The sequence below is a fragment of the Methylobacterium variabile genome (assembly GCF_001043975.1).
Taxonomy (GTDB): Bacteria; Pseudomonadota; Alphaproteobacteria; order Rhizobiales; family Beijerinckiaceae; genus Methylobacterium; species Methylobacterium variabile.
This window is the reverse complement of record NZ_LABY01000021.1, coordinates 26145-41631: the sequence shown is the minus strand read 5'-3', so window position 1 is coordinate 41631 and position 15487 is coordinate 26145. Positions and strand designations below refer to the sequence as shown.

General features: G+C 71.4%; 13 protein-coding genes. 10 read left to right on the top strand and 3 right to left on the bottom strand.

The window, feature by feature from the left end; translation table 11 throughout:
- Together VQ02_RS03605 and VQ02_RS03600 are read right to left on the bottom strand one after the other, a co-directional pair.
- Positions 1–1189 (bottom strand): stimulus-sensing domain-containing protein (locus tag VQ02_RS03605; RefSeq protein ID WP_245239616.1); only part of this gene is annotated, 1189 nt, incomplete at its 3' end.
- 132 nt (positions 1190–1321) lie between these two features.
- On the bottom strand, positions 1322–2038 hold the full coding sequence (locus VQ02_RS03600) for a response regulator transcription factor (RefSeq protein WP_048430384.1): 717 nt from the start codon (positions 2036–2038) through the stop codon (positions 1322–1324).
- A gap of 325 nt (positions 2039–2363) precedes the next feature.
- Here VQ02_RS03600 and VQ02_RS03595 point away from each other — a divergent pair, with 325 nt between their 5' ends.
- The 6 genes from VQ02_RS03595 (at position 2364) to VQ02_RS03570 (ending at position 10441) form a co-directional block, all read left to right on the top strand.
- Entirely contained in the window at positions 2364–3131 is a 768-nt protein-coding gene (locus VQ02_RS03595; RefSeq protein WP_048442786.1) for a HugZ family pyridoxamine 5'-phosphate oxidase, read from the top strand.
- Positions 3132–3359: 228 nt separating this feature from the next.
- The gene (locus VQ02_RS03590; protein WP_048442785.1) at positions 3360–4970 is read left to right on the top strand and encodes a phosphoenolpyruvate carboxykinase; all 1611 of its coding nucleotides are present in this window, start codon (positions 3360–3362) and stop codon (positions 4968–4970) included.
- Between the two features lie 94 nt (positions 4971–5064).
- The gene (locus VQ02_RS03585; protein ID WP_048442784.1) at positions 5065–6159 is read left to right on the top strand and encodes an NAD(P)/FAD-dependent oxidoreductase; all 1095 of its coding nucleotides are present in this window, start codon (positions 5065–5067) and stop codon (positions 6157–6159) included.
- Between the two features lie 424 nt (positions 6160–6583).
- Positions 6584–8389, top strand: coding sequence for a translation elongation factor 4 (gene lepA / locus VQ02_RS03580; RefSeq protein ID WP_048442783.1), 1806 nt, complete (start codon positions 6584–6586; stop codon positions 8387–8389).
- Between the two features lie 90 nt (positions 8390–8479).
- Complete coding sequence (locus VQ02_RS03575) at positions 8480–9781, top strand: glutamate-5-semialdehyde dehydrogenase (protein ID WP_048442794.1); 1302 nt, start codon at positions 8480–8482, stop codon at positions 9779–9781.
- Between the two features lie 42 nt (positions 9782–9823).
- Positions 9824–10441 carry a nicotinate-nucleotide adenylyltransferase gene (locus VQ02_RS03570; RefSeq protein WP_048442782.1) on the top strand — a complete coding sequence of 206 codons (618 nt, stop codon included), beginning with the start codon at positions 9824–9826 and terminating at the stop codon, positions 10439–10441.
- Between the two features lie 13 nt (positions 10442–10454).
- On the opposite strand, the gene VQ02_RS03565 is transcribed toward VQ02_RS03570, so the two are convergent.
- Entirely contained in the window at positions 10455–11378 is a 924-nt protein-coding gene (locus tag VQ02_RS03565; protein WP_053080195.1) for a class I SAM-dependent methyltransferase, read from the bottom strand.
- Between the two features lie 457 nt (positions 11379–11835).
- Here VQ02_RS03565 and rsfS point away from each other — a divergent pair, with 457 nt between their 5' ends.
- From rsfS to VQ02_RS03545, 4 genes are read left to right on the top strand one after another with little or no spacing between them, the layout of a single operon-like run.
- Entirely contained in the window at positions 11836–12168 is a 333-nt protein-coding gene (gene rsfS, locus VQ02_RS03560) for a ribosome silencing factor (RefSeq protein ID WP_083469023.1), read from the top strand.
- Positions 12169–12204: 36 nt separating this feature from the next.
- Positions 12205–12693 carry a 23S rRNA (pseudouridine(1915)-N(3))-methyltransferase RlmH gene (gene rlmH, locus VQ02_RS03555; RefSeq protein WP_048442781.1) on the top strand — a complete coding sequence of 163 codons (489 nt, stop codon included), beginning with the start codon at positions 12205–12207 and terminating at the stop codon, positions 12691–12693.
- The gene (locus VQ02_RS03550) at positions 12690–14024 is read left to right on the top strand and encodes a murein hydrolase activator EnvC family protein (RefSeq protein ID WP_083469022.1); all 1335 of its coding nucleotides are present in this window, start codon (positions 12690–12692) and stop codon (positions 14022–14024) included. Before rlmH ends, VQ02_RS03550 begins: the two co-directional genes overlap by 4 nt.
- Positions 14024–15346 (top strand): S41 family peptidase, encoded by a 1323-nt coding sequence (locus VQ02_RS03545; protein ID WP_048442780.1) that lies wholly within the window; start codon positions 14024–14026, stop codon positions 15344–15346. The genes VQ02_RS03550 and VQ02_RS03545 overlap by 1 nt, the downstream gene beginning before the upstream one ends.
- Positions 15347–15487: the final 141 nt, after the last annotated feature.

The following is a 15487-nucleotide window of genomic DNA, read 5'->3' as shown; positions in this document are numbered from 1 at the left end:
CGGCCCGGGCGAGCTCGGCGTCGAGGCGCGAGGCGTCGGCGATGTCGCTGATCAGCCGGTCGAGGCGCTTCACGTCGTGCTGGATGACCTGCATCAGCCGGCCGCGGGACTCGTCGGTCTTGGCGAGCGGCAGGGTCTCGACGGCGCTGCGCAGGGAGGTGAGCGGGTTCTTCAGCTCGTGCGAGACGTCCGCCGCGAAGTTCTCGATCGCGTCGAGGCGCCGGTACAGGGCCTGGGTCATGTCCCGCAGCGCCCCAGAGAGGTGGCCGATCTCGTCGGTGCGCCGCGTGAAGTCGGGGATCTCCTGGCGCGACTTGATGCCGGTGCGCACCCGCTCGGCGGCCTCCGCCAGGCGCCCGACCGGGCCGACGATCTGGCCGGCCACCAGCATCGACAGCACCACCATCACGAGCGCCGCGATGATGAACACCTGCAGCAGGGAGAAGCGCTCCGCCGCGATGATCTTGTCGATGTCGCCTTCCTGCGTCGACAGCAGCAGGGCACCCCGGACCGTGCGGCCGCGCTGGATCGGCACCGCCACCGACACGATGGTCTCGCCCGGGCTGCTGCGGCGCACCAGCGTGCCGCGGGCGCCGGCGAGCGCCCGCTGCACCTCCGGCAGGGTGCGGCCGTCCGCCGGGCCCGGCTCGTCGGCCGCCGGGTTGCGGCCGATCCCCGGCAGGTAGGCCCGCGCGGCGTTCCAGGCCTGCTCGACCAGGCTCGGGCGCTCCTTGCGCGCCGGCGGCGGATCGCGGCTGAGATCGCCCCGGATGTAGAGGCCGCGCGAATCGATCAGCATCGTGCCGTCGCGGTCGTAGACCCGGGCGCGGGTGCCGGTCGGCGTGATCAGGCGGCGCAGGAGCGGGGCCACCCGCTCCGGGTTGAGGGAGAATTCGAGGCCCGACGGGGCCTCGTCGCTGAACGCCCCGCCCTCGCCGGCCTGGAGCTGGAGCAGGCGGTCGGGGTCGATGGTGATGGCGTCGGTGTCGACAGTGGCCGAGGCGGCGATCGCCCCGGCGATGATGTCGCCCTGCGTCAGCAGGCTCTGCACCCGGGCCTCGATCAGGCCCTGGCGGAACTGGTTGAGGTAGAGGAAGCCGAGGAGGAGCGCGATCAGCCCGGCGAGGTTGAGCACCACGATCCGCCGGGTCAGGCTGGAGGCGAAGCGCTGGGCGATCCAGCGCCGCACCGTGCGCGGGCCGAACGGCTCGCGCGCCGCCTCCGCGTCCGGATCGATCTCGCTCGACGGTTTCAGGGCCGAGCCGCCGAGCAGGCGGCGCACGGTACTCAGGGCCGAACCCTCGCTCACGCCGGCGATCTCTTACATTTCCTTGAAGCGGTAGCCGACGCCATACAGCGTCTCGATCATGTCGAAGCTGTTGTCGGTCACCTTGAACTTCTTGCGCAGGCGCTTGATGTGACTGTCGATGGTGCGGTCGTCGACGTAGACCTGGTCGTCGTAGGCCGCGTCCATCAGGGCGTTGCGGCTCTTCACGACGCCCGGGCGCTGGGCCAGCGCCTGCAGGATCAGGAACTCGGTCACGGTCAGCGTCACCGGCTCGCCCTTCCAGGTGCAGGTGTGGCGCTCCGGGTCCATCATCAGCTGGCCGCGCTCGAGGGAGCGCGCCGCGGCGGCCTCCGCCTCCCGGGCCGAGGCGCCCGGCCCCGCCTCCTTGGCGGCGAAGCGGCGCAGCACCGCCTTGACCCGCTCCACCAGCAGGCGCTGCGAGAACGGCTTCCGGATGAAGTCGTCCGCTCCCATCTTGAGGCCGAACAGCTCGTCGATCTCCTCGTCCTTCGAGGTGAGGAAGATCACCGGCAGGTCGGACTTCTGGCGCAGGCGGCGCAGCAGCTCCATGCCGTCCATGCGCGGCATCTTGATGTCGAAGATCGCGAGATCGGGCGGCGAATGCTTCAGGCCGTCGAGGGCGGAGGCGCCATCGGTGTATGTCTGGATCCGGTAGCCCTCGGTCTCCAGGGCGATCGAGACCGAGGTGAGGATGTTGCGGTCGTCATCGACGAGGGCGATGGTCGGCATGGGCATTCCCTGGGGCGCGGGCGTCGCCCGCAGGACACACCGGCCCTGCTGAACGTCACCCGACTGGAACCGGTTCCGGGCCCGGCAGATCTTGGGTGTCGCGGCCGGTCCCAAGAAAGGCTGGACAGTGGCCGCGACGCCACGATTCTGACTCCCTTAAGGCCATCCCGGCGAAAAAGCGAGCACCCGTGGCGAGGGGGCCACAGGCGGCGGCGGATTCCGATGGCCCCGCCCGCGGCACCGCGCGGCCTGGACGGGCTTTTGTCCCGGCGCCAGGGTGCCGGCGAGGCGGCCCGGCGGCCGCGGCTGAGGGAGGTGACCGGGCATGGCCGACGCAGACAGGAAGCGGGCCGCGCCGCTGCCGGCCGCCGAGGCGCCGTTCGACGCCGTCGGCCTCGCCAAGGCGCTCCTGCGCAAGACCCGCGCGGGCGCCCTCGCGACCCTGGAGCGCGACGGGGGCGCGCCCTTCGCCTCCCTGGTCACGGTGGCGACGGACCATGACGGGACGCCGCTGCTGCTGCTGTCGCGGCTCTCGGCCCACACCCTCAACCTCGAGGCCGACCCGCGCTGCTCCCTGCTCCTGAGCCAGGGCGGCAAGGGCGATCCGCTCGCCCATCCGCGCCTGACCGTGACGGGCGAGGCCTCGCGCAGCGCCGAGCCGCGGGTGCGGGCCCGCTTCCTCGCCCGCCACCCGAAGGCCGCGCTCTACGCCGATTTCCCGGACTTCGCGTTCTTCCGCCTCCAGGTCCGGGCCGGGCACCTCAACGGCGGCTTCGCCAGGGCCGCCACCCTGACCGCGCCCGAGCTCCTCACCGACCTCGCCGGGCTCGAGGCCCTGGCCGAGTCCGAGCCCGGCGCCGTCGCCCACATGAACGAGGATCACGCCGACGCCGTGGCGCTCTACGCCACCCGGCTCGCCGGGGAGGAGCCCGGGCCGTGGCGCCTCACCGGGTTCGACCCCGAGGGGCTCGACCTCGTGGCCGGCGAGCGCACCGCCCGGGTCGCGTTCCCGGAGCGGCTGGCGAATCCCGCCGCCTTGCGCCCCACCCTGGTGACGATGGCGGCGCAGGCCCGAGCCGTCCCCGGCTCCTGACACAAAGTTGGGCTTGTCACTGCCCCCATAAGCGAATTCGATTGAACCGCGAAGTTTCGCCACCTACTAAAGCACCCCGGCGAGGCCGCCATGATCGGCCTCGGCGCGGGGGCGCTCGACCTGCTAGAACAGGGCGCGGTCGCCGCACCGGACGTGAGCAAGTCAATCGGCCCGATCCGGACCGGCACCTGCCCGGCTTCCCCAAGGTCGGTGCCAGGAGGAGCAGGCGTGAACGACATCGGCGTATTCAACGAGGCGTTCGGCGCCGACAAGATCGGCTTCCGCAACCTCAAGCGCGTCAACTGGAATCTGGAGGCCCCGAGCCTCTACGAGCACGCGCTGCAGCGCGGCGAAGCCCAGCTCGCCGCCGGCGGCGCCCTGGTGGCCGAGACCGGCATCCACACCGGCCGCTCGCCCAAGGACAAGTTCGTGGTCCGCGACGCGGACACCGAGAACGAGGTCTGGTGGGAGAACAACGGCGCGATCAGCCGCGAGCAGTTCGAGACCCTGTTCGCGGACTTCCTGGCCCATGCCGAGGGCAAGGAGCTGTTCGCCCAGGACCTCTACGGCGGCGCCGAGGTCGGCCACCGGGTCCGCGCCCGGGTCTTCACCGAGTACGCCTGGCACTCGCTGTTCATCCGCAACCTGCTGATCCGCCCCGAGCGCGAGGCTCTCGCGACCTACGAGCCGGACCTCACCATCATCGACCTGCCGAGCTTCCGCGCCGATCCGGCCCGCCACGGCTGCCGCAGCGAGACCGTCATCGCCTGCGACTTCTCGCGCAAGATCGTGCTGATCGGCGGCACGTCCTACGCCGGCGAGATGAAGAAGTCGGTCTTCACCTACCTGAACTACGTGCTGCCCAAGGCGGGCGTGATGCCGATGCACTGCTCGGCCAATGTCGGGCACGCCGGTGACTCCGCCCTGTTCTTCGGCCTGTCGGGCACCGGCAAGACCACGCTGTCCTCCGACCCGAACCGCACGCTGCTGGGCGACGACGAGCACGGCTGGAGCCCGAAGGGCATCTTCAACTTCGAGGGCGGCTGCTACGCCAAGACCATCCGCCTGTCGCGGGAGGCCGAGCCCGAGATCTACTCCACCACCGAGCGCTTCGGCACCGTGATGGAGAACGTCGTCATCGACCCGGTCACCCGCCAGCCGGATTTCGACGACGCCTCGCGCACCGAGAACACCCGCTGCGCCTACCCGCTGCCCTTCATCAGCAACTCGAGCGCCACCGGCCAGGCCGGGCACCCGAAGAACATCGTGATGCTGACCTGCGACGCCTTCGGGGTGCTGCCCCCGATCGCCAAGCTGACCGGCGCCGAGGCGATGTACCACTTCCTCTCGGGCTACACCGCCAAGGTGGCCGGCACCGAGAAGGGGCTGAAGGGCCCGGAGGCGACCTTCTCGACCTGCTTCGGCGCGCCGTTCATGCCGCGTCACCCGTCGGTCTACGGCAACCTGCTGCGCGACCTGATCGCCCGCCACCACGTCGATTGCTGGCTGGTCAACACCGGCTGGACCGGCGGCGGCGTCGGCACCGGGCGGCGCATGCCGATCCGCGTCACCCGCCGGCTCCTGACCGCGGCCCTCGACGGCTCGCTGGCCAAGGCGGATTTCCGCCGCGACCCATATTTCGGCTTCGCGGTCCCGACCTCGGTGCCGGGCGTCGAGCCGCACATCCTGTACCCGGTCAAGACCTGGCAGGACAAGGCGGCCTTCGCCGAGACGGCCAAGAGCCTGGTCGAGATGTTCCAGAACAACTTCAAGCGCTTCGAGGCCCATGTCGACGCCGACGTGCGGGCCGCCGAGCCGACCATGTCGATCGCGGCCTAACGAACGGCGCGGTCACCAGAGGGCCCCTCTCCCCGGAGAGGGGCCCTTTTCGTTGTACAAGCACGAACGAAGAAACCAGAGGGAGGAGCGGCCGATGATGGTGCTCGTCGTCGGTGCCGGCGTGGTCGGCCTCGCGATCGGTCGGGAGCTGGCCCTGCGCGGCCACGAGGTGATCGTCGCCGAGGCGGAGGGTGGCATCGGGACCGGCGTGTCCTCGCGCAATTCCGAGGTGATCCACGCCGGGATGTACTATCCGACCGGCTCGGCTCGGGCGCGCCACTGTGTCGAGGGGCGGCGCCGGCTCTACGCCTTCTGCGACAGCCACGGCGTGCCGCACGCCCGGATCGGCAAGCTGATCGTCGCGGCGACCGAGCCGGAGGGCGCCAAGATCGCGGCGATCCACGCGCAGGGGCTCGAGAACGGCGTCGAAGGCCTGTCCTTCCTCGACGGGACGGAGGCGCGACGCCTCGAGCCGAACCTGGCCTGCCACGCGGCCCTCCTCTCGACCGAGACCGGCATCGTCGACAGCCACGCCCTGATGCTGGCGCTCCAGGGCGACATCGAGGATGCGGGCGGGGCGCTCGCCTTCAACACCCCGATCGAGCGCCTGACCCGCTCCCCCGCGGGCTGGGTCGCCCGCTTCGGCGGCGAGGCCGCGGACGAGCTGACGGTGGACGCCGTCGTCAACGCGGCGAGCTTCGGCGCGCAAGGCCTCGCCCGGGTGACCGAGGGCTACCCGCAGGCGCGGGTGCCGCGCCTGGTGCTCGCCAAGGGCAACTATTTCGGCTGCACCGGCCGTCCGGCCTTCTCGCGCCTGATCTATCCGGCGCCGGTCGAGGGGGGCTTGGGGATCCACCTCACCCTCGACCTCGCCGGGCGGATGCGCTTCGGCCCCGACGTCGAGTGGATCGACGCGCCCGACTACGAGGTCGATCCCGGCCGCGGCGCCCTGTTCTACGCCGCGATCCGGCGCTACTGGCCCGGCCTGCCCGAAGGGGCGCTGGTGCCCGACTATGCCGGCATCCGCCCGAAGCTGTCCGGACCTGGGGAAGGGGCCGCCGACTTCCTCATCGACGGCCCGGCCGAGCACGGGCTGCCGGGCCTCGTCCACCTGTTCGGCATCGAGAGCCCGGGGCTGACCTCGAGCCTGTCGCTCGCGGAGGACGTGGCGGACCGGTTGGGGGCGTGAGGCGATCCCGCGAATTCATCGGCGATCGGCTGACAGAATTCGAATCCTCATCGTCATCCCGTGGCTCGCCGAAGGCGAGAGCCCGGGATCCAGAACCGCTGACGGTGCCGGATAAGACGACCTGCGTTCCGCCTCGTCCTGATGCATCCGCGGTTATGGATCCCGGGTTCCGCTGCGCGGGCCCGGGATGACGCCGAGGGTGGCACCTCGTGTAAAGCAAGTGATTGGCGCCTGATCTCGCTTCGGCCGTCGACGGCAGGTCGCGGCCGGGCACGCCTTCGGGCGACGACTCCACCCGGGACTCGCGTGCGTCCGGCCGCCGTCTTGGCGCGGCGGGGTGCCGCTGCTATCTCCCGTCGACTCTTTCCTTCACCGCCGTGCGCCACGCGCATCGCCGCGCCTGCGCGCCGGAGACAGCCCCACGATGACCGCGTCCCCCATCGACAACATCCGCAACTTCTCGATCGTCGCCCATATCGACCACGGCAAGTCGACCCTGGCCGACCGGCTGATCCAGATCACCGGGACGGTGGCGGCGCGCGACATGAGCGAGCAGATGCTCGACTCGATGGACATCGAGCGCGAGCGCGGCATCACCATCAAGGCGCAGACCGTGCGCCTCGAGTACAAGGCGCAGGACGGGCGCGACTACGTCCTCAACCTGATGGACACGCCCGGCCACGTCGACTTCGCGTACGAGGTGTCCAGATCGCTCGCCGCCTGCGAGGGCTCGCTCCTCGTCGTCGACGCCTCGCAAGGGGTCGAGGCGCAGACGCTCGCGAACGTCTACCAGGCGCTGGACGCCAACCACGAGATCGTCCCGGTCCTCAACAAGATCGACCTGCCGGCAGCCGAGCCCGAGCGGATCAAGGAGCAGATCGAGGAGGTGATCGGTATCGACGCCAAGGACGCGGTGCCGATCTCGGCCAAGACCGGCCTCAACATCGAGGCGGTGCTGGAGGCGATCGTCACCCGCCTGCCGCCACCGAAGGGCGACCGTGCCGCGCCGCTCAAGGCGCTGCTGGTCGATTCCTGGTACGACGTCTATCTCGGCGTTGTCGTGCTGGTGCGCATCGTCGACGGCGTGCTCAAGAAGGGCATGACGATCCGGATGATGGGTGCGGACGCCGCTTACGGCGTCGAGCGCCTCGGCGTGTTCCGGCCCAAGATGCAGGACGTCGCCGAGCTCGGCCCCGGCGAGGTCGGCTTCTTCACCGGCTCGATCAAGGAGGTCGCCGACACCCGCGTCGGCGACACCATCACCGAGGACAAGCGCCAGACCAAGGAGGCGATGCCGGGCTTCAAGCCGGTGCAGCCGGTGGTGTTCTGCGGCCTCTTCCCAGTCGATGCCGCAGACTTCGAGAACCTGCGCGGCGCGATGGGCAAGCTCCGGCTCAACGACGCCTCGTTCTCTTACGAGATGGAGACCTCCGCCGCGCTCGGCTTCGGCTTCCGCTGCGGCTTCCTCGGGCTCCTCCACCTCGAGATCATCCAGGAGCGGCTCGAGCGTGAGTTCAACCTCGACCTGATCTCGACCGCGCCGAGCGTCGTCTACCACCTCAACATGCAGGACGGGGAGCAGCGGGAGCTGCACAACCCGGCCGACATGCCCGACGTGATGAAGATCGCCTCGATCGAGGAGCCGTGGATCCGCGCCACCATCCTCACGCCGGACGAGTATCTCGGCGGCGTCCTGAAGCTGTGCCAGGACCGGCGCGGCACGCAGATCGACCTGAACTACGTCGGCAAGCGCGCCATGGTCGTCTACGACCTGCCGCTCAACGAGGTGGTGTTCGACTTCTACGACCGTCTGAAGTCGATCTCGAAGGGATACGCCTCGTTCGACTACCACATCTCGGATTACCGCGAGGGTGATCTGGTGAAGATGTCGATCCTGGTGAATGCCGAGCCGGTCGACGCGCTGTCCATGCTGGTCCACCGCACCCGCGCCGAGAGCCGCGGCCGGGCGATGTGCGAGAAGCTGAAGGACCTGATCCCGCGTCACCTGTTCCAGATCCCGGTCCAGGCGGCGATCGGCGGCAAGATCATCGCCCGCGAGACCATCCGGGCCCTGTCGAAGGACGTCACCGCCAAGTGCTACGGCGGCGACATCTCCCGCAAGCGCAAGCTCCTCGACAAGCAGAAGGAGGGCAAGAAGCGCATGCGCCAGTTCGGCAAGGTCGAGATCCCGCAGGAGGCGTTCATCGCCGCCCTCAAGATGGACACCTGACGCCGCTTGCCGCTCTCCGGCACGGCGTGCGATGAGGGTGCCCCCCAAGACGATGAGCCGCCGCATCGCGGCGGCCGGGATGTGACGACCGTGTCCGTGCTGAGCCTGAAGCCCCGCCAGGAGCCCCGCCAAGAGGACGTCGACGCGCTGATGCGCGAGATCGGCAGGCAGGCCCGCGCCGCCGCCCGTCGGATGGCGCTGGTCCCAGGCCCGGCCAAGGATGCGGCCCTGCGCGAGGCCGCCGCCTCCCTGCGCGCCGCCGGCCCGGCCATCCTCGCGGCCAACGCCGAGGACCTCGCCGAGGCCCGCGCCAAGGGCCTGCCCGCCGCCACGCTCGACCGCCTGGCGCTGAGCCCTGCCCGGGTGGAGGCGATCGCCGCGGCCGTCGAGAGCATCGCCGGCCTGCCCGATCCCGTCGGGCGCACGCTCGCGACCTACGAGCGGCCGAACGGCCTGCGGATCGAGCGGGTGGCGACGCCGCTCGGCGTCGTCGGCGTCATCTTCGAGAGCCGCCCCAACGTCACGGCGGATGCCGGCGCGCTCTGCCTCAAGGCCGGCAACGCCGCGATCCTGCGCGCGGGCTCGGAGAGCCATCGCAGCGCCACCGCGATCGCGACCGCGATGAGCGAGGGGCTGACCCGCCACGGCCTGCCCGCGGACGCGATCCAGCTCGTGCCGACCAGGGACCGCGCGGCCGTCGGCGCCATGCTGACCGGCCTCGACGGCGCCATCGACGTCATCGTGCCCCGCGGCGGCAAGGGCCTGGTGGCCCGGGTGCAGGACGAGGCCCGGGTGCCGGTCTTCGCCCATCTCGAGGGGATCTGCCACGTCTTCGTCCACGCAGCCGCCGACCTCGCCATGGCCCGCGCCGTGGTGCGCAACAGCAAGCTGCGCCGCACCGGCATCTGCGGCGCCGCCGAGACCCTGCTGGTCGACCGCGCCTGCGCCGGCACCCACCTCGCCCCGCTGGTGACCGACCTGCTCGACGCCGGCTGCGCCGTGCGCGGCGACGAGGCGGTGCGGGCGGTCGACCCGCGGGTGACGGCCGCGACCGAGGAGGATTGGCGCACCGAGTACCTCGACGCGGTCATCGCCGTGCGGGTGGTGGACGGCCTCGACGCCGCCATCGACCACATCGAGGGTTACGGCTCGCACCACACCGATTCGATCCTGACCGAGGACGCGACGGCGGCGGAGCGTTTCCTCGGCGAGGTCGATTCGGCGATCGTCGTCCACAACGCCTCGACCCAGTTCGCCGACGGCGGCGAGTTCGGCTTCGGGGCCGAGATCGGCATCGCCACCGGGCGGATGCATGCCCGCGGCCCGGTCGGCGTCGAGCAGCTCACCACCTTCAAGTACCGGGTCCGCGGCACCGGGCAGGTCCGGCCGTGATCGCCTGAGCGAGCGGCGGCAGGAACCAGGAACGGTGCGCCCGTGATCGTGCGCCTTCCGCCCCTCGCGCCTGGCCTGCGCGTCGGCCTCTACGGCGGCTCGTTCAACCCGGCCCATGCCGGCCACCGGCATGTCAGCCGGCTGGCCCTGCGGCGCCTGGCCCTCGATCGGGTTTGGTGGCTGGTGAGCCCGGGGAACCCGCTCAAGGACCGCAGCCACCTGCCGGAGGCGGTGCGCCGCGCCGAGGGCGCCCGGGCGGTCGCCGCGGATCCGCGCATCGCCGTCACCGACTTCGAGGCCGCCCTCGGCGTCCGCTACACCCGCGAGACCCTGACCTGGCTGACCGACCGGCACCCGGACGTCCGCTTCGTCTGGATCATGGGGGCGGACAGCCTGGCGACGTTCCACCGCTGGCGCGGCTGGCGCGAGATCGCCGCCCGGATGCCCTTCGCGGTGATCGACCGGCCGGGCTACACCCTGCGGGCGATGGCCTCGCCCGCCGCCCGGGCGCTCGCGCGCGACCGCATCGACGAGGCCGCCGCCGCCACCCTGGCCGACCGGGCGCCGCCGGCCTGGGTCTTCCTGCACGGGCCGCGCTCCAGCCTGTCCTCGACGGCCCTGCGGGCGGTCCAGGCGGCGCCGGCAGGGGTCCAGTCGTGAGGGCGCCCGGCGGTCATCCCGGCTTCCGGCCGGCGACGACGTAGAGCAGGGCTCCGCCGGCCGTGTGCCACGTCCCGTTCTCGGCCGCCGCCGCGGTCATGTCGTCGAGCCGCAGATGGTCCGACCACGCCCGCGCGAAGAAGTCCGCGTCGCCACCTCCCGCAAGGACGTTCCTGCGCATCTCGTCCATGTCGAAGGGCCCCGTACCTTCCCTTCGCCAGCGCGACGACGCGCCGAAGGCGGCTGCCTGCTCGCGGGAGTCGTAGGGCGGGAACAGGGCCGCGGCCTTGTCGCAGAGCCACACCCGGATCTCGCCGAGGCCGGCGGCGGCGAACAGGCCGGGCAGGCGCTCGCCGATGCATTCGTCGCCCAGGCCCCGGCGGGTCCGCCCGATGGTGTGGCGAAACGCGAATTCGGCGAGCCGGACCACCGCGTCATCCTCCATGCCATGCATCAGGCAGGTGACGGGCAGCCGGGCGACGAGGTTGTTCGGCTCGACGCAGAGGACGAGGCCGCCCGGACGCGCCGCGCGCACCATCTCGGCGAGCGCCCTGGACGGGTCCTGCAGGTGAAGCAGCAGCGTCTGACACGTCACGAGGTCGGCGGTGCCGGTGGGGACGGGGAGGGCGTAGGCGTTCGCCCGGATGCCCGCGACCGTGATGCCCCGTGCGGCGAGCGGCGCCATCGCCCGTCGAAACTCGGTGATGTGGGCCGTCTCGCGGTCGATGCCCGTCACCGAGACGCCGTCGGCGAGGCGCTTCGCCACGAGGCGCGTCCAATGGCCGATGCCGCATCCGACGTCGAGGACCGACCGCACCTGCGCGAAATTCAGCCGCGCCGCGAGCAGGTCGAGGTAGTCATCGTTCCAGAAATAATCCCGATCCTCCCCGAAATATTCCAGCGAGTGCGGCGATCTGCTTGGGGCGTCGTCGGGCATGATTCCTCCTCCCTGTGAGGAAGCCTATCATGAAGCCGTGACCTGGAGGCAGTGGCGGTGCCCTTGCCTGGCGTCTCGCGTGGTCCGCACGGGGCGACCGGACCATCCGGAGCACCCGACCCGGTGCGCCGGAGACTGGCCGGCCGTCCTCGTCGCTCCGCGCGGGCTCACCGCCCGCAAGCCCTCCGGACGGCGAGTCCCAGCGCTGCTCTGCGGCCCGGGCGACCGGGCGCGTGCCCGGGATTTGCACGGGTCCAGCTTGAAAATCCCGCACCGGCACGCCACTGTCCTTGAGAACGGCATCGGCGCCGCTGAGCGCGCCACAGGCAGCATCGTCTCGTGGCGCCAGCGGGTGCCTCATCGACAGGGGTCGGCACTGAACGAAGCAATCTCTCACGAAGCTCACGACGGCGAGCTTCCCGCGCAGCCCGAGGCGCAGGCGCCCGAGGCGGCGGACATGAGGTCGGTTGCCCTCGCCTGCCTCGAGGACATGAAGGCCGAGGAGACCGTCGAGATCGACCTCGTCGGCAAGACCTCGATCGCCGACGCCATGATCATCACCTCCGGCCGCTCGCAGCGCCACGTCGGCTCGATCGCTGACAAGGTGATCCAGGAGCTGAAGACCCGCGGCTTCGGCAATCCCCGGGTCGAGGGCCTGCCGGCTTGCGACTGGGTGCTGATCGATGCCGGTGACCTCCTGGTCCACATCTTCCGGCCCGAGGTGCGCCACTTCTACAACCTCGAGAAGATCTGGGGCGCCGACCGGCCGGCCGATCGCCTCGCCGGCTGACGCCCCAGGACGAAGCGCAAGGACGGACACGCCGCCATGCGACTCGCCCTCGTCGCGGTGGGGCGCCTGAAGCGCGGCCCCGAGCGCGACCTCGCCGAGGAGTATCGCGGCCGCGCCGACGCCCTCGGGCGAGGCCTCGGCTTCTCCGCCGTGCAGCTGACCGAGATCCCGGAGAGCCGGGCTCGGCGGGCGCCAGACCGCTGCGCCGAGGAGGCCGCGGCGATCCTGTCGGCGATCCCCGCGGGCGCCGCCGCCCTGGTGCTCGACGAGGGCGGTCGCGCGGTGACGAGCCCGGACCTCGCCGCCCAGGTCGGGGCCTGGCGCGACGGCGGCCGGCCCGGTCTCGCCATCGTGATTGGCGGCGCCGACGGCCTCGACCCTACGGTGCGGGCGCGGGCGGACCTGATCTTCGCGTTCGGGGCCGCCACCCTGCCGCACGGGCTCGTCCGCGTCCTGGCCCTGGAGCAGCTCTACCGGGCCATGACGATCCTCTCCGGCCACCCCTATCACCGCGGCGCCCCGTGACCCGAGCGCTCCTCCCCGCCCTCCTGTCCGCCGCTGCCCTCGCCTGCGCCGTCCCGGCCCGTGCCCAGGAGGCCCGCGCTCAGGAGGCCGGCGCCCCCGATCCGGTGGCGAAGGCCCAGGCCGAGAAGGACCAGCGGGCCGAGAGCCTGCGGGCGATCGAGAGCGCTCTCCAGGCGAGCACCGAGGCCCGGGCGAAGCTCGAGCGCGAGGTGGCCGAGATCAAGGGCGACGCCACCCGCCTCAACCAGGCCCTGATCGACGCCGCCCGCAAGGCGCAGGAGGCCGAGACCCGCATCTCCGAGCTCGAGGCCAGGCTCCAGACCATGGCGGGCAGCGAGACCGCCCTGCGCCGCTCCCTTGAGGCCCGCCGCGGCGTCATCGCCGAGGTGCTGGCGGCCCTCCAGCGCATGGGCCGGCGCCCGCCGCCGGCGGTGCTGGTGCGGCCCGAGGACGTGCTGGCGGCGATCCGGACCTCGATGCTGCTCGGCGCCGTGGTCCCCGAGCTGCAGGGCGAGGCCCAGACCCTGGCAGGCGACCTTGCCGAGCTCGTGCGCCTGCGCGGCCTCATCGCCGCCGACCAGGAGACCCTGCGCGGCGACGTCAAGGGCTGGGCCGTGGAGCGCCAGCGCCTCACCGCCCTCATCGTGGCCCGCCAGTCCCGGCTCGGGGAGGCCGAGACCGGGCTCTCCGCCGAGCGTGAGCGCGCCGCCGGCCTCGCCGGCCAGGCCCGCAGCCTCAAGGACCTGGTCGATCGCCTCGATGGCGACGTCGCGGCGGCCCGCCGCGCCGCCGGGGCGGCCAGGGAGGCGGCGGAGGCCGAGAGCCGCGAGACCCGCGAGCGCTTCGCGGCGGCCGCCCTGCGCGACCCCGCCCGCCTCGCGCCCAAGGTGCCCTTCGCCCAGGTGCGCGGCCTGGTGCCGCGGCCGGTGAGCGGCGAGGTGGTGCGCGGCTTCGGCAGCACGGATGGCGCCGGCGGCACCAGCCGCGGCATATCGCTCATGACGCGGCCGCGCGGCGTCGTCTCCTCTCCGGCCGACGGCTGGGTGGCCTACGCAGGGGCGTTCCGCTCCTACGGACGTCTCTTGATCATCAACGCGGGCGACGGCTACTATCTGCTCCTGGCGGGCATGGACCAGATCAACGTCGAGGTGGGTCAGTTCGTGCTCGCGGGGGAGCCGGTCGCCGTGATGGGAGACACGGGCTCCGCACCTTCGGCAGGAGCCGGCGGGCGGAACGATCCCGTCCTGTACGTCGAGTTTCGAAAAGACGGTGGCTCCATCGACCCGGATCCTTGGTGGGCCAAAGGGTCAAGCGAGAAGGTTCGCGGATAATGCGCAAAGTTTCCCTCGTCCTGTTCGGAGCCGTCCTGGGCGCCGGGACGGCCACGGTGGCGACCCAGACCCACCTGCTCTCGAGCACGAGCGCCGTCGCTGCCTCGGCCGAGACCTACCGTCAGCTCAGCCTGTTCGGCGACGTCTTCGAGAAGATCCGCACCGACTACGTCGAGAAGCCCGACGAGGCCAAGCTCATCGAGGCGGCCGTCAACGGCATGCTGACCTCCCTCGACCCGCATTCGAGCTACATGGACGCCAAGAGCTTCCGTGACATGCAGGTCCAGACCAAGGGCGAGTTCGGCGGCCTGGGCATCGAGGTCACGATGGAGGACGGCCTCATCAAGGTCGTCACCCCGATCGACGACACGCCCGCCGCCCGCGCCGGCCTGCTCGCCAACGACATCATCACCCAGATCGACAACGACCAGGTCCAGGGCCTGACCCTCAACCAGGCCGTCGACAAGATGCGCGGCCCGGTCAATTCGCCGGTGAAGCTGAAGATCACCCGCAAGGAGGCCAAGGAGCCTCTCGAGGTCACGCTCAACCGCGACCTGATCCGGATCAAGCCGGTGCGCTCGCGGACCGAGGGCGGCGACATCGGCTACATCCGCCTGACCCAGTTCAACGAGCAGACCTTCGACGGCCTGAAGGCCGCGGTCGACAAGATCTCGAACGATCTGCCCGGCGACAAGCTCAAGGGCTTCATCATCGACCTGCGCAACAACCCGGGCGGCCTGCTCGACCAGGCCGTGATGGTCTCCGACGCCTTCCTCGACCGGGGCGAGATCGTCTCTACCCGCGGCCGCAACCCGGACGAGACGCAGCGCTTCTCGGCCAAGTCCGGCGACCTGACCAAGGGAAAGCCGATCGTGGTGCTGGTCAATGGCGGCTCGGCCTCGGCCTCCGAGATCGTCGCCGGCGCCCTGCAGGACCACAAGCGGGCGACGGTGCTCGGCACCCGCTCCTTCGGCAAGGGCTCGGTGCAGTCGATCATCCCGCTCGGCGGCAACGGCGCCCTGCGGCTCACCACCGCGCGCTACTACACCCCGTCCGGCCGCTCGATCCAGGCCAAGGGCATCGAGCCAGACCAGGAGGTGCTGCAGGACGTGCCCGACGAGCTGAAGGGCAAGGACGAGACCAAGGGCGAGGCCGGCCTGAAGGGCCACCTCAAGCAGAAGGACACCGAGGAGCGCGGCGGCTCGTCGGCCTACGTCCCGCCGGACCCGGCGAAGGACAAGCAGCTGACCGCCGCCGTCGACTTCCTGCACGGCGTGCAGAAGGGTGCCGCCAACACCGCCAAGTCGAACGTGCCCAACTAGGTCGAGGACCCGGACTGACCGGCTCGCGCCGGCGCGCGCAGTCCGCCGCGCTTTAACGCCGCGTTTACCACGAAGGCCCGCAATACCGGTTGAAAGACCGGCGCTGCGGGCCTTCCGCTTCTTCGCAGCGACACGGTCGCG